This is a genomic window from Micromonospora sp. C28SCA-DRY-2 (assembly GCF_030519475.1).
GTDB lineage: Bacteria > Actinomycetota > Actinomycetes > Mycobacteriales > Micromonosporaceae > Micromonospora.
On record NZ_JAUMKD010000005.1, the window covers coordinates 263899 to 278068 of the forward strand.

At 76.6% G+C, this 14170-nt stretch carries 11 protein-coding genes; 10 read left to right on the plus strand and 1 reads right to left on the minus strand.

Annotation, left to right across the window (positions count from 1 at the left end; genetic code table 11):
• Positions 1 to 217 precede the first annotated feature (217 nt).
• Complete coding sequence (locus Q3W71_RS21920) at positions 218 to 1201, minus strand: helix-turn-helix domain-containing protein (RefSeq protein ID WP_302921253.1); 984 nt, start codon at positions 1199 to 1201, stop codon at positions 218 to 220.
• A gap of 83 nt (positions 1202 to 1284) precedes the next feature.
• On the opposite strand from Q3W71_RS21920, the gene recN reads away from it, so the two are divergent.
• From recN to Q3W71_RS21970, 10 genes are all read left to right on the plus strand, one after another.
• The gene (recN, locus tag Q3W71_RS21925; RefSeq protein ID WP_302921254.1) at positions 1285 to 3042 is read left to right on the plus strand and encodes a DNA repair protein RecN; all 1758 of its coding nucleotides are present in this window, start codon (positions 1285 to 1287) and stop codon (positions 3040 to 3042) included.
• A gap of 119 nt (positions 3043 to 3161) precedes the next feature.
• Complete coding sequence (steA, locus tag Q3W71_RS21930) at positions 3162 to 4340, plus strand: putative cytokinetic ring protein SteA (protein ID WP_302921255.1); 1179 nt, start codon at positions 3162 to 3164, stop codon at positions 4338 to 4340.
• Between the two features lie 27 nt (positions 4341 to 4367).
• Positions 4368 to 5309: a copper transporter gene (locus Q3W71_RS21935; RefSeq protein ID WP_302921256.1), complete on the plus strand. Its 942-nt coding sequence runs from the start codon at positions 4368 to 4370 to the stop codon at positions 5307 to 5309.
• Positions 5306 to 5431: a hypothetical protein gene (locus Q3W71_RS21940; RefSeq protein WP_302921258.1), complete on the plus strand. Its 126-nt coding sequence runs from the start codon at positions 5306 to 5308 to the stop codon at positions 5429 to 5431. Before Q3W71_RS21935 ends, Q3W71_RS21940 begins: the two co-directional genes overlap by 4 nt.
• The gene (locus Q3W71_RS21945; protein ID WP_302921259.1) at positions 5407 to 6273 is read left to right on the plus strand and encodes a hypothetical protein; all 867 of its coding nucleotides are present in this window, start codon (positions 5407 to 5409) and stop codon (positions 6271 to 6273) included. The genes Q3W71_RS21940 and Q3W71_RS21945 overlap by 25 nt, the downstream gene beginning before the upstream one ends.
• Before the next feature lies 1 nt (position 6274).
• On the plus strand, positions 6275 to 7960 hold the full coding sequence (gene murJ / locus Q3W71_RS21950) for a murein biosynthesis integral membrane protein MurJ (RefSeq protein ID WP_302921261.1): 1686 nt from the start codon (positions 6275 to 6277) through the stop codon (positions 7958 to 7960).
• A gap of 117 nt (positions 7961 to 8077) precedes the next feature.
• On the plus strand, positions 8078 to 9244 hold the full coding sequence (locus Q3W71_RS21955; protein WP_302921262.1) for a glycosyltransferase family 4 protein: 1167 nt from the start codon (positions 8078 to 8080) through the stop codon (positions 9242 to 9244).
• Complete coding sequence (locus Q3W71_RS21960; protein ID WP_302921263.1) at positions 9244 to 11598, plus strand: hypothetical protein; 2355 nt, start codon at positions 9244 to 9246, stop codon at positions 11596 to 11598. The genes Q3W71_RS21955 and Q3W71_RS21960 overlap by 1 nt, the downstream gene beginning before the upstream one ends.
• A gap of 158 nt (positions 11599 to 11756) precedes the next feature.
• Positions 11757 to 13499: a CTP synthase gene (locus Q3W71_RS21965; RefSeq protein WP_302921264.1), complete on the plus strand. Its 1743-nt coding sequence runs from the start codon at positions 11757 to 11759 to the stop codon at positions 13497 to 13499.
• Positions 13496 to 14101 carry an NUDIX domain-containing protein gene (locus Q3W71_RS21970; RefSeq protein WP_302921265.1) on the plus strand — a complete coding sequence of 202 codons (606 nt, stop codon included), beginning with the start codon at positions 13496 to 13498 and terminating at the stop codon, positions 14099 to 14101. Before Q3W71_RS21965 ends, Q3W71_RS21970 begins: the two co-directional genes overlap by 4 nt.
• Positions 14102 to 14170: the final 69 nt, after the last annotated feature.

Here is a 14170-nt window from a genome sequence, read left to right on the forward strand (position 1 = left end):
GCAACGTCGTCGACCAGACCGTGATCGACGCGTACGGGCTGCGCTGAGCCGGCGTCCGTGCGGGTCGACCCCCCTCACCCGCGCGGACGCCCCCGCCGGCCCGTCCGACCGCCCGCCAGGGCCGGTCGGTAACCGGGCCGCGGCCAGTCGCCGCCGCCGGCCCCGCCTTCGGGTGGCGGGGCCGGCGGCGGCTCGGCCGGTGGCGGGGCGCCGGCGGTCAGAGCCAGCCGCGCCGGGCGGCCTGGTAGGCCAGCCCGGGGCGGGTGTCCACCCCGGCGGCCGTCATCAGGTCGGCCAGCCGGCGCTGCACGGTACGCCGGCTCACCCCGAGCTGCGAGGCGATGGACTTGTCCGGCACCCCGGCCACGAAGAGCGAGAGCAGCCGCACCTCGTCGGCGTCCGGCTGGTACCCGTCGGCGTCGCCACCGGCCGGCGCGGTGGCCGAGCGCAGCGGGATCGCCACCCGCCAGTGGCTCTCGAAGAGGGCGATCAGCGCGTCGAGCAGTTGACTGCTGCCGATCACCGCGGCGGTCGGCTCGCCGCTGTCCCGGTCGGGCACCAGCGGGCAGATCGCCGTCCGGGCGTCCACGATGGCCAGCCGGACCGGCAGCCGGTCCAGCACCCGGGCCTGCTCGCCGGCGCGGACGCCCCGCTCCACGTCGGCCAGCGCACCTGGTTCGAGGAGCATCTCCCGCTCGTAGATGGCCCGGTAGCGCACCCCGCGGGCCAGCGCGTCGAACTCCTCGACGTTCTCCTCGCCGGGCATCGCCAGCGGGTTGGCCCGGCAGAACCACAGCACCTCGTCGCGCGCCGAGTTCTGCAGGTCGCGCAGCCGCTCCCGGAGCACCCCGGCGCCGGTGATGACCTCGACCAGGTGGTCGGCGTCGTGCCGGCGCAGGCCGGCGCGGTACTCCTCGGTCAGCCGGGTGACCGCCGCGCGGGCCGCCTCCAGCGCCTCCTGGCGGCGCAGCAGCGCCTCGCCGAGCGCGACGTCGGGCGCCAACGGCCGCACCGGCCCGTCCGGGTCGGGTCCGGTCGGCAGCACCAGCCCCCGGTCGCGCAGGGCGGCGAGCTGGGCGACGACCTCGGCGCGCGGGCGGCGCAGCCGCCGGGCCAGCTCGTCGACCCGGGCCACGGTGAGCTGGACGAGGCAGCGGTACAGCTCCTCCTCGTCCGCGGTCAGGCCGATCACGTCCAACACGGGGCTGAACTGTACGACGCCCCGACCGCCCCCGGCGTCGCCGGCTGGTCAACTGTCGGGGGCCGCGTCTACTGTCGGGTGCTGTGCTGGAAGAGCTGCGCATCACCGGACTGGGCGTCATCGAGGACACCACGCTGCCGTTGACCGGCGGGATGAACGTCATCACCGGCGAGACCGGTGCGGGCAAGACCATGGTGGTGACCGGCCTCGGCCTGCTCTTCGGCGGCCGGGCCGACGCCGGGCGGGTGCGGGCCGAGCCGGGCCGCGCCGTGGTGGAGGGGCGGCTGCGGCTGGCCGGCCGGGTGGCCGAGACGGTGCACGCCCGGATCACCGACGCGGGCGGCGAGCCGGACGAGGACGGCTCGGTGCTGCTCAGCCGCACGGTCACCGTCGAGGGCCGGTCCCGGGCGCACCTGGGCGGCCGCAGCATGCCGGTGTCCATGCTCGGCGAGGTGGGCGAGCAGGTGGTGGCCGTGCACGGCCAGTCCGACCAGCTGCGGCTGCTGCGCCCGGCCGAGCAGCGGGCCGCGCTCGACCGGTTCGCCGGCCCGGAGCACGAGAAGCTGCTCGACGCGCTGCGCGAGGCCTACACCGGCTGGCGGCGGGTGGTCGACGACCTGGCCGACCGGCGGCGCAACGCCCGCGAGCGCAACCAGGAGGCCGACCTGCTGCGGCTGGGCCTGGACGAGATCACCCGGGTCGACCCGCAGCCCGGCGAGGACGACGAGCTGAAGGCGGAGGCGCAGCGGCTGGAGCACGCCGAGGGGCTGCGCACCGCGGCCGGGCTGGCCCAGCAGTGCGTGGCCGGCGGGGTGGAGGCGGCCGACGACACGCCCGACGCCACCACCCTGCTCGGCACCGCGCGGCGCACCCTGGAGGCGCAGGCCGGCACCGACCCGGCGCTGGGCGAGCTGGCGGCGCGGCTGGAGGAGGCGGCCACCCTGGTCGCCGACGTCTCCGCCGAGCTCTCCGCCTACCTGGCCACGCTCGACGCCGACCCGGCCCGGTTGCAGACCGTCTACGAGCGCCGGGCCGCGCTGCGCGCGCTGACCCGCAAGTACGCCGACGACGTCGACGGGGTGATCGCCTGGGCGGAGCGGGCCCGGACCCGGCTGTCCGACCTGGACACCTCCGACGAGCTCCTCGACGAGCTGGACCGGGAGGCCCAGCGGCTGGCCGGCGAGGTGGCCGACCTGGCCGGCCGGGTGTCGACGTCGCGCCGCGAGGCGGCCGCCCGGTTCGCCGAGCAGGTCACCGTCGAGCTGGCCGGGCTGGCCATGCCGCACGCCCGGATCGAGGTGGCGGTGTTGCCCCGCCCGGCCGGGCGGGCCGAGCCGACGCTGCCGGTCAACGGGGTCGAGGTCGGTGTCGGCCCGGACGGCGGCGACGAGGTCGAGTTGCGCCTGCTGGCCCACCCGGGCGCGCCGGCGCTGCCGCTGCAACGGGGCGCCTCCGGCGGTGAGCTGTCCCGGGTGATGCTCGCCATCGAGGTGGTCTTCGCCGGCTCCGGCGGCCCGCCCACGCTGGTCTTCGACGAGGTCGACGCCGGGGTCGGCGGGCAGGCCGCGGTGGAGATCGGCCGCCGGCTGGCCCGGCTGGCCCGCAGCCACCAGGTGCTGGTGGTCACCCACCTGCCGCAGGTGGCCGCGTTCGCCGACCGGCACCTGGTGGTGGCCAAGGACACCGGGGGCGCGGTCACCACCAGCGGGGTCCGGGTGGTGGAGGACACCGAGCGCGCCCGCGAGCTGGCCCGGATGCTCGCCGGTTTGCCGGACTCGGATCTGGGTATCGCCCACGCCGAGGAGTTGCTGGCGGTGGCGGCCCGGGAAAGGCGGCCGTGACCCCGCCGATTGTGACCACAGGCACACCGGGCCGCGCCCCGGTGTGCTTCCCTGGGTAGGCGGCCCTGCTCAGGCATGTCGCGACAGCAAACCCTGCCTCACATGCCAGGATGGTCACGATGCGTCTACCCACGTTGCGCCGGACCCGGAACCCGGAACCCGGCCGGATCGTCGGCACCGCCCGCCTCGACCGCCGGACCAAGCGGCTGGTCGGGCGGCTGCGTCCCGGCGACATCGCGGTCATCGACCACGTCGACCTGGACCGGGTCGCCGCCGACTCGCTGGTCGCCGTCGGCGTCGCCGCGGTGCTCAACGCCAAGCCGTCGGTCTCCGGCCGCTACCCGAACCTCGGCCCGGAGGTGCTGATCGGCGCGGGCATCCCGCTCCTGGACGACCTGGGTGAGAGCATCTTCGAGCAGATCCGCGAGGGCGACGTCGTGCGGATCGAGGGCAACACCGTGTTCGTCGGCGACGAGCCGGTGGCGCACGGCAGCCTCCAGGACGCCGAGACGGTGGCCAAGGCGATGGCCGACGCCCGGGAGGGGCTCTCGGTGCAGTTGGAGGCGTTCGCCGCCAACACCATGGACTACCTCAAGCAGGAGCGCGACCTGCTCCTCGACGGCGTCGGCGTACCGGAGATCCAGACCCAGATCCAGGGCCGGCACTGCCTGATCGTGGTCCGCGGCTACGACTACAAGGCCGACCTGGACGTGCTGCGCCCCTACATCCGGGAGTTCAAGCCGGTGCTGATCGGCGTGGACGGCGGCGCGGACGCCCTCGTCGAGGCCGGCTACACCCCCGACATGATCATCGGCGACATGGACTCGGTCACCGACGACGTGCTGCGCTGCGGCGCCGAGGTGATCGTGCACGCCTACCCCGACGGCCGGGCGCCCGGGCTGGCCCGGGTCACCGGGCTGGGCGTCCCGGCGGTGACCTTCCCGGCCGCGGCGACCAGCGAGGACCTCGCCATGCTGCTGGCCGACGAGAAGGGCGCCTCGCTGCTGGTCGCGGTCGGCACCCACGCCACCCTGGTGGAGTTCCTCGACAAGGGGCGCGGCGGGATGGCATCGACCTTCCTCACCCGGCTCAAGGTCGGCGGCAAGCTGGTCGACGCCAAGGGCGTGAGCCGGCTCTACCGGCAGAGCATCTCCGGCTCCTCGCTGCTGCTGCTGGTCCTCTCGGCGGTCGCCGCGATGGCCTCCGCCGTGGCGGTCTCCACCGTCGGCAAGGCGTATTTGGGCGTGGTCTCCGAGTGGTGGGACAATTTCGTGTTCCAGCTCGGCCAGCTCTTCTAGCTCCCCGACGATCAAGAGGCTGCAAGCGTGATCAATTTCCGCTACCACGTGGTGTCCCTGACCGCGGTGTTCCTGGCGTTGGCGATCGGCCTGGTGGTCGGCACGGCGGCCCTCAACGGCCCGGTGGCCGACTCGCTCAAGGAGAACGTCAACGCGCTGCGCAAGGACAACCAGCAGATGCGCCAGACGGTCAACAACCTGGAGCGGGAGCTGGAGATGGAGGAGGACTTCGCGGCCGAGATGGCCCAGGTCGTCCTGCCCGGCCGGCTCACCGGCAAGCGCGTGCTGGTGCTCAGCCTGCCCACCGGGCGCGACCACACCGAGGGTGTGCTGAAGATGCTCCAGCTCGCCGGCGCCGACGTCACCGGCCGGGTCGACCTGCAGGACAAGTTCATCAACCCGGACAACAACAACAACCTGCTGGAGCTGGCGGTGACCGCGGCCCGCCCCACCAGCGCGCCGACCTCCGGCCTGCCCGGCAACGGGCACGGCGTGGAGACCTCCAGCGCCCTGCTGGCCAGCGTGCTGCTCGACCGGTCGCCGGGGGCCGCCCCGGTCAGCGAGGCCGACCGGCGGGCGGTGCTGGCCGCGTACAGCAACGCCGGCTACCTCACCACCGAGGACCGGGTGACCGGGTCGGCGGAGGCCGTGGTGGTGGTCAGCGGGCAGCCGTACGTCGACAAGGACTCGGCCAAGAAGGACGAGTCGGTGGTCAAGGTCGCCGAGCAGTTCGACCGCACCGGCGCGATCGTGGTCGGCGGCACCGGCTCGGCCGGCGGCAACCTGGTGGCCATCGTGCGTGGCGACCCGGTGCTGACCCAGACCATCTCCACCGTCGACAACGCCAACACCATCCAGGGCCAGCTGGTCACGACCCTGGCGCTGGTGCAGCAGTTGACCGAGAAGAAGGCCGGACAGTACGGCGTCGGCGACAACGCCGCCTCGCTGCTGCCTAGACTGCCCCAGTGAGCGAAGGACGTACCCGGGTGTCCGGCCTGCCGGCCGGCAACCGGGCGGGCAGGGGCGGCGCGACGGCCGCCGCCGAGTGGGGGAGCGGGGGAGCGGCGTGGGCGTGCTGGGTCGACTGCTGATCGCCGGGGCCGGGGCGGCCGCCGCCCGGTACGCGCTGCGCGAGGTGCGTACCGCCCCGGTCGGGCCGGCGCTGGACCGGACGAACTTCCGCGGCCGCACGGTCAGCCTGGCCGCCGGGCCGGCCCTGGCGCTGGGCGCGGCGGGGGCGGGCGCGTTCGGCGCCACCAGCGCCTCCTCGGGCGCCGCCGCGCTGGTCGCCGGGGTCGGGGCGGGCGCGGTCGGGCTCTACGACGACGTGGTCGGGGGGCGGCCGGAGCAGAAGACCGCCAAGGGTTTCGCCGGGCACCTCGCCGCCCTGCGCGAGGGGCGGGTCACCGCCGGCCTGGTCAAGATCGTCGGGGTGGGCGCGGCCGGGCTCGGCGCCGCCGCCCTGCTCGCCACCGACCCCCGGATCGCCGCGCACCCGCGCCGGCAGCGCCACCGCGCGCTCGGTCGCGGCCTGGACGTGCTGCTCGGCGCGGGGGTGGTGGCCGGCACCGCCAACCTGGTCAACCTGCTCGACCTGCGCCCCGGTCGGGCGCTGAAGTCCGGCCTGCTGCTCGGCGCGCCGCTGGCCGGCGGCCCGCACGGCGGGATCGCCGCGGGCGCGGTGGGCGCCGCCGCCGGAATGCTCCCCGACGACCTCGGCGAGCGGGTGATGCTCGGCGACAGCGGCGCGAACGCCCTCGGCGCGCTGCTCGGCGTGGCGCTGGCCGCCCGCACCGGCCCGGTCGGCCGGGCCGGTGTGCTCGCCGTGCTCGCCGGCCTCACCGCGGCCAGCGAGAAGGTGAGCTTCACCCAGGTCATCCAGCGCACCCCGGGGCTGCGCGAACTCGACGCGCTGGGCCGTCGCGCCGACTGACGTGACCAGACCGGCACCCCTCGCCGGCGCTGGCCGGGTCGCTGGAGCGGCCGCGCTCATCGCCGTCCTCACCGTGCTCAGCCGGCTCGCCGGCTTCGGCCGGACCGCCGTCTTCACCTGGACGCTGGCCCCCACCGACCTCGGCGGCACGTACGTCGTCGCCAACCAGGTGCCGAACGTCATCTTCGAGATCGTCGCCGGCGGGGCGCTGGCCAGTCTGGTCGTGCCGCTGCTGGCCGGGCCGGTCGCGGCGGGAGACCGGGCGACCGTGGCCCGGACCACCGGCGCCCTGCTCAGCTGGACGCTGGCCCTGTTGGTGCCGCTGGCGCTGCTGGTGGTGCTCTTCGCCGGGCCGCTGGTCGGGGCGCTCGGCGAGGGCCTGACCGCGGCCCAGCAGCACAGCGGCGAGCGGATGCTGCGGGTCTTCGCGCCGCAACTGCCGCTCTACGGGGTGGGCATCGTGCTCACCGGCGTGCTCCAGGCGCACCGCCGGTTCGCCTGGCCGGTGATCGCACCGCTGCTGTCCAGCCTCACCGTGGTCGTGGTCTACCTCGGGTTCACCGCGGCCGAGGGGCGGCTGGCCACGGTCGCCGACGTGAGCCGGGGCGCCGAGCTGTTCCTGGCGGCCGGCACCACGGCCGGCGTGGTGGTGCTCTCGCTGTCCCTGCTGATCCCGGTCCGCCGGCTGCGGCTCGCGCCGCGGTTCGGGTTCGGCTTCCCCGCCGAGGCCCGCGCCCGGGTGGGCGGGCTGGCGGTGGCCGGGGCGGTGACCGTCACCGCCCAGCAGATCGCGCTGATCGTCAGCCTCAACCAGGTCACCTACGGCGCCGCCGCCAACCCCGGGGTCTACAACCTGGCGCAGGCCGTCTACCTGCTGCCCTGGGCGGTGCTGGCGGTGCCGCTGGCGGTCGCCGCCTACCCGACCCTGGTGGCGGCCCGGGCGGCCGGCGACGAGGACGGCTACCGCGCCACGCTCGCCCCGGCGGTGCGCGGGGTGCTGCTGTTCAGCTTCCTCGGCGCCGCGGCGCTGGTCGGCACGGCCGTCCCGGTCGGCCACTTCTTCTTCGACCCGCCGACGGCGTCCACCGCCGCCGGCGCGGTCGCCGGCTTCGCCCCCGGCCTGCTCGGCTACGGGCTGTTCGCCCTGCTGAGCCGCGCCCTGTACGCCCGGGGCGAGACCCGGGCGGCGACCAGCGCGATCGCCGCCGGTTTCCTGGTGGTGCCGGCGGCGGCGCTGGCCCTCGGCGCAGCGCTGCCGCTGCGCGACCGGGTGCCGGCCGTCGCGCTGGCGAACTCGGTCGGGATGCTGGTCCTCGGCGGGCTGCTGCTGGTCGCGGTGCGCCGCTCGGCCGGGGCCGCGGCGCTCGCCGGGGCGGCCCGGGCCGGTGGCGCCGGGCTGCTCGCCGGCGTGCTGGCCACGGCGGCCGGTGCGGCGGCGGCACACTGGCTGGCGGCGGCCGGGGACGGGACCCCGACGACACTCGCGGCACTCGTGCAGGGCATGCTGTCCGGAGTCCTGGTCGGCGCGGTCTTCCTCGCCGTGGCCCGGCTGGTGGACCGGCGGGACGTGCAGCCGCTGCTCGCGGGGGTGCTGCGCCGGCTCGGCCGGGGGCGGCGGGCCGGCGGGGGGCGGCCCGGCGGGGTGCCCCCGGAGCGGGGAGACGGGAAGGAGACGGTGTCCCGGTGAGCGCGTGGCGGGCGCCCGCGGGCCGGACGGCCGGCGACGGGAGTCGTGCCCGGTGAATCCGGTACGGCACGGGACGGGCGACCGGCGGCTGGCGGTCGCCGAGCGGAGGGGGTCGTGGTGACGCAACCGGCACCGGTTCCCGGCTGGCGCGGGACGGTCGGCCTGCTGCTCGCCTCCAGCACCGGCGGGGTCGGGCAGCACGTGCGCTCGCTGGCCGCCGGGCTGACCGCCGCCGGCGTCCGGGTGCTGGTCTGTGGCCCGGCCGCGACCCAGGAACAGTTCGACTTCACCGCCGCCGGGGCCCGCTTCCAGCCGGTGGAGATCCCGGCCAGCCCCACCCCGGCCGACGCGCGGGCGGTGGCCGCGCTGCGCCGGGCGGTCGGCACCGAGCCGGTCGACGTGCTGCACGCCCACGGCCTGCGGGCCGGCCTGGTCGCGGTGCTCGCCCGGCCGGCCGTCCCGCTGGTGGTCACCTGGCACAACGCGGTGCTCGCCGGCGGCCTGCGCGGCAGCCTGTCCCGGCTGGTCGAGCGGATCGTCGCCCGGGGCGCCCGGGTCACCCTCGGCGCCTCCGCCGACCTGGTGGCGCGGGCCGCCGCGCTGGGCGCCGCGGACGCCCGGCTCGCCCCGGTCGCCGCGCCGGCCCTGCCCGCGCCGCGCCGCCGCCGGGTCGCCGTGCGGGCCGAGTTCGGCGTCGCCGCCGACCAGCCGCTGGTCGTCTCCGTCGGCCGGCTGCACCCGCAGAAGCGGTACGACGTGCTGGTCGACGCGGCCGCCCGGTGGCGCACCCGGACCCCGCCGCCGGTCGTGGTGATCGCCGGCAGCGGCCCGGCGTACCTGCCGCTGGCCGCCCGGATCTCCGCCGCCCGCGCCCCGGTCACCCTGCTGGGCCACCGCACCGACGTGGCCGACCTGCTGGCCGGCGCCGACCTGGCCGTGGTGACCAGCGACTGGGAGGCCCGCCAGCTCTTCGCGCAGGAGGCGCTGCGGGCCGGCGTACCGCTGGTGGCCACCGCCGTGGGTGGCCTGCCCGAGCTGGTCGGCGACGCCGCGGTGCTGGTTCCGCCGGGCGACGTGGACGCGGTCGACGCGGCCGTGCGCGACCTGCTCGACGACCCGGCGCGCCGGGCCGACCTGGCCCGGCGGGGCGCCGACCGGGCCGCCGGCTGGCCCACCGAGGCGGACACCCTGGCCCAGCTCGCCGGCCTCTACGCCGAGCTGGCCCCGGACGCGGCCGGCCCCGCCACTCCCGGCGCCGACGCCCCCTCGACGGGACGCCGGTGATGCTGCGCAGACTCGCCCCCGCGCTGCTCACCCTGGTCGTGGTGGCGCTCGGCGTCACCGCGCTGGCGGCCCGCCCGAAGACGGAGGCCCCGGAGCGCACCGCCGACTACGTGGTGCTGGTCGGCGTGGCCGGGTTGCGCTGGGAGGACGTCGACCCGCGGACCACCCCGACGCTGTGGCGGATGGCCCAACGCGGCTCGATCGGCTCGCTGTCGGTGCGCTCCGCGCACCGGCCGACCTGCCCGGTCGACGGCTGGCTGACCCTCGGCGCCGGCAGCTACGCCGCCTGGAACGGCAGCCGGCAGGCCGGCGCCTGCCCGCCGGCGGCGGTCACCGTCGAGCAGCCGGACGGCATCGGCGCGAACCTGCCCGACCAGGAGAGCGTCGTGCTGCACAACCAGGAGCGGCTGCCGTGGGGCACGGTCCCGGGCTCGCTGTCGGAGTCGGTGCGCTGCTCGGTGGCGGTCGGGCCGGGCGCGGCGGTGGCGGCCGCCCGGCCGTTCGGTCGGGTCGACCGGTACGCCGCGGCGCTGCCACGGGACCCGGCCGTCCTGCTCGGCTCCTGCGTGCTGAGCATCGTCGACCTGGGCACCGTGGCCGGTGAGGACCCGGCGGCCCGGCAGGCGGCGGCGCGAGCGGCCGACGCCCAGCTGGCCCGGGTGCTCGCCGCCCGCCCGCCGCGCTCGCTGGTGCTCGTCGCCGGGGTCTCCGACACCGACGTGCCGTCCCGGCTGCACGTGGCGGTCGCCGACGGGCCGGGCTGGGAGGGCGGCTGGCTCACCTCGGCGAGCACCGGTCGGGAGGGCTACCTGCAACTGGTCGACCTGGCGCCGACCGCGCTCGCGGCGCTGGGCCGGCCGATGCCCGAGCGGCCCTTCCTGGGCCGGCCCGCCGAGTCGGTGGGCGACCGGCCGGCCGACCTGGCGACCGCCATCGCCCAGCCGGCCGACGCCGACCGGGAGGCCGCCGCCCAGCGGCGGGTCGCCGGCTGGTACTTCACCCTGCTCGCCGCCGCCCAGGTGCTGCTCGGCCTGGCGGTGCTGCCGATGCTGCGCCGGGCCCGCCGGCACGCCGGCCCGTACGGCCCCGAGCCGGTGTCGCGGCGGGTCGTGGCGGTGGTCGAGGTGCTGCTGATCGCCGCCGCGCTGGCCGTGCCGGCGGCCCTGCTCGCCGACGTGGTGCCCTGGTGGCGGGGCGAGCACGCGGGCGCCTGGTTCGCCGGGGTGACCGTGCTGCTGGTGGTCGGGGCGACCGCCGCCGTCCGGCTCACCCCCGGCTACCCGGGGACCCTCGGCCCGCTCGGCGCGGTGGCCGGGCTGACCACGCTGACCGTCGGGCTGGACGTGGTCACCGGCGCCCGGTTGCAGCTCAACGGGGTGGTCGGCTACTCGGCCCTGGAGGGCGGCCGGTACGCCGGCCTGGGCACCGTCGGGCTCGGGGCGTTCCTGGCCGGCGCGCTGCTCAGCGCGGGCTGGCTCGCCCAGCGGGTCCGCCGCTCCTGGCGGCCGGCCGTGGTGGCCAGCGTCGGCGGCGCCGCGGTGGTGGTCGTCGGCAGCCCCTACCTCGGCGCCGACCCGATCGGCGCCATCGCGCTGACCGCCGGGGTGAGCGTCGCCGCGGTGATCAGTGCCGGCGGCTGGCTGACGCTGAGCCGGCTGGCCTGGGCGGCGATGGCCGGGCTGGCGGTGACTGTCGGCCTGGCGCTGCTCGACCTGCGCCGACCCGCCCCGGAGCGGGGCAGCCTGGGCCGGTTCCTGGCCGCGCTCGGCGACGGCACCGGCGGGCTGACCGTGCACCGGTCCAGCACCGCCAACGTGGAGACCCTGGTCAACAGCCCGCTGACCGTGCTGGCGCTGGCCGGCGCGCTGCTGGTGTGGTTCGCCCTGCTCCAGCCGTGGGGTGGGTTGATGCGGCTGTTCGGCATCTACCCGGCGGTCCGGGCGGCGATGGCGGGCACCGCCGTCGCCGCGGTGATCGGCGGGGTGCTGGGCGGCTCCGCGCTGGACGTGGCCGGGGCGGCCGGGGCGCTGGTGGTGCCGATGGCGGCGCTGTCCGCGCTGCGGGTGCTCGACCACTCCACCGACCGGACCCGGCCGGAGGCCGGCGGGCCGCGCGACGAGGCCGCGGCGGGCGCCGCCCCGGACCCGGGCCCGCCGTCGCCCGACGCCACCCCGGACCCGTCCGGTTCCCCGGCCACGCCAGACCCGGCCGAACCGTCCGCCGACGCCACCCCGGACCCGTCCGCGCCGGCTCCGGACGCCACGGAACAGTCGTCCGGGGCGGCGGCCGGCGAGCCGCGGGCGGGGGAGCGGGGCCGCGCCGCCCGCTCGTCCACCGAGGTCGCGACCTCCTGACCGGGGGCCCCGGCCCGACGCCGAACCGCGCCTACCTCGGGTGCGGCACCGGCACACCGCCGGTGAGGTGTTACCGTGGAATCCCGTGGATCGCGTGATCACTTGGCTGATCGGCACGGCGGTCTGCACGACCGCGACGGACGACACGGGAGCAGGCCTTGGCCCCTTCAGCACGGACGACCAGGCACATTTTCGTCACCGGGGGCGTCGCCTCCTCGCTGGGTAAGGGCCTCACCGCCTCCAGCCTCGGCAACCTGCTCACCGCGCGCGGGCTGCGCGTGGTGATGCAGAAGCTCGACCCCTACCTCAACGTCGACCCGGGCACCATGAACCCGTTCCAGCACGGCGAGGTCTTCGTCACCGAGGACGGCGCCGAGACCGACCTCGACGTCGGCCACTACGAGCGGTTCCTGGACCGGGCGCTGTCCGGCAAGGCGAACGTCACCACCGGCCAGATCTACTCGGCGGTGATCGCCAAGGAGCGGCGCGGCGAGTACCTGGGCGACACCGTCCAGGTCATCCCGCACATCACCAACGAGATCAAGGCGCGGATCACGGCCATGGCCGACCCGGACGACGACGGCCAGGTGCCGGACGTCGTGATCACCGAGGTCGGCGGCACGGTCGGCGACATCGAGTCGCTGCCGTTCCTGGAGGCGATCCGGCAGGTCCGCCACGACCTGGGCCGGGACAACTGCTTCTACCTGCACGTCTCGCTGGTGCCCTACCTGGCGCCCTCCGGCGAGCTGAAGACCAAGCCGACCCAGCACTCGGTGGCCCAGCTGCGCAGCATCGGCATCCAGCCGGACGCGCTGGTGCTGCGCTGCGACCGGGACATCCCGGACAAGGTCAAGCAGAAGCTGTCGCTCTACTGCGACGTCGACCGGGAGGCGGTCACCGCCGCCCCGGACGCGCCGAGCATCTACGACATCCCGAAGGTGCTGCACCGCGAGGGGCTGGACGCGTACGTGGTGCGCCGGCTCGGCCTCTCCTTCCGGGACGTGGACTGGAGCAGCTGGGACGACCTGCTGGACCGGGTGCACCAGCCCCGGCACACGGTCACCGTCGCGCTGGTCGGCAAGTACGTCGACCTGCCCGACGCGTACCTGTCGGTGAGCGAGGCGGTCCGGGCGGCCGGCTTCGGCCACCGGGCCCGGGTGCAGCTGCGCTGGGTGCCCAGCGACGAGTGCGTCACCCCGTCCGGCGCGGCGGCCGCCCTGGCCGGCGTCGACGGCATCGTCATCCCCGGCGGGTTCGGCGTGCGCGGCATCGAGGGCAAGATCGGCGCGGCCCGCTACGCCCGGGAGAACGGTGTCCCGCTGCTCGGGCTCTGCCTCGGCCTGCAGTGCATGACCATCGAGGTGGCCCGGCACCTGGCCGGACTGGACGGCGCCAACTCGCTGGAGTTCGACGAGGAGGCCAAGCACCCGGTCATCGCCACCATGGCCGACCAGGAGGACATCGTCGCCGGCAAGGGCGACCTGGGCGGCACCATGCGGCTCGGGGCGTACCCGGCGAAGCTCGCCGAGGGGTCGCTGGTCGCCGAGGCGTACGGCAGCACCGAGGTCAGCGAGCGGCACCGGCACCGCTACGAGGTGAACAACGCCTACCGGGACGCGCTGACCAAGGCCGGGCTGCACATCTCGGGCACCTCCCCGGACGGGCGGCTGGTCGAGTTCGTCGAGCTGGACCGGGGCCTGCACCCGTTCTTCGTGGCCACCCAGGCGCACCCGGAGCTGAAGAGCCGGCCCACCCGGCCGCACCCGCTCTTCGCCGCGTTCGTGAAGGCGGCGGTGACCTACTCCGAGGCCGACCAGCTCCCGGTCGACCTGGAGGCCGCGGCGAGCGCGGCGGCCCAGAACGGCGGTTCGGCCGCCGCCCGGGCGGCGGCCGCCTCATGAGCGCGGTCGAGCACCGCTACCAGGTGCGCTCCCGGGAGGAGCGCTACCGGGGGCGGATCTTCGACGTGGTCAGCGAGGAGGTGACCATGCCGGGCGGCGGCACCGCGGTGCGCGACTACGTCCGGCACGTCGGGGCGGTGGCCGTGGTGGCGCTCGACGCCGCCGGCCAGGTGGTGCTGATCCGGCAGTACCGGCACCCGGTCGGGCGGCACCTGTGGGAGTTGCCGGCCGGGTTGACCGACGTGACCGGCGAGGACCTGGCCGCCGCGGCGGCCCGGGAGCTGGCCGAGGAGGTCGACCTCGTCGCCGGGCGGCTCGACGTGCTGGTCGACCTGTACAGCTCGCCCGGCTTCACCAACGAGCTGGTCCGGGTCTTCCTGGCCCGGGAGCTGACCGAGGTGCCGGCGGAGTCCCGGCACGAGCGCCGCGACGAGGAGGCCGACCTGCAGGTGGTCCGGCTCGGCCTGGACGAGGCGGTCGGCATGGTCCTGGCCGGCGAGATCACCAACGCGTCCTGCGTCGCCGGGCTGCTCGCCGCGGCCCGGGCCCGGGACGCCGGCTGGTCGGTGCTGCGCCGGGCGGACGCGCCGGTGCCGGGCTGAGCCCGGACCTCGGGCCGGTGCGCCGGCGGGGTACGTGAGAGGGGCCGTGCGGTACGCCGCACGGCCCCT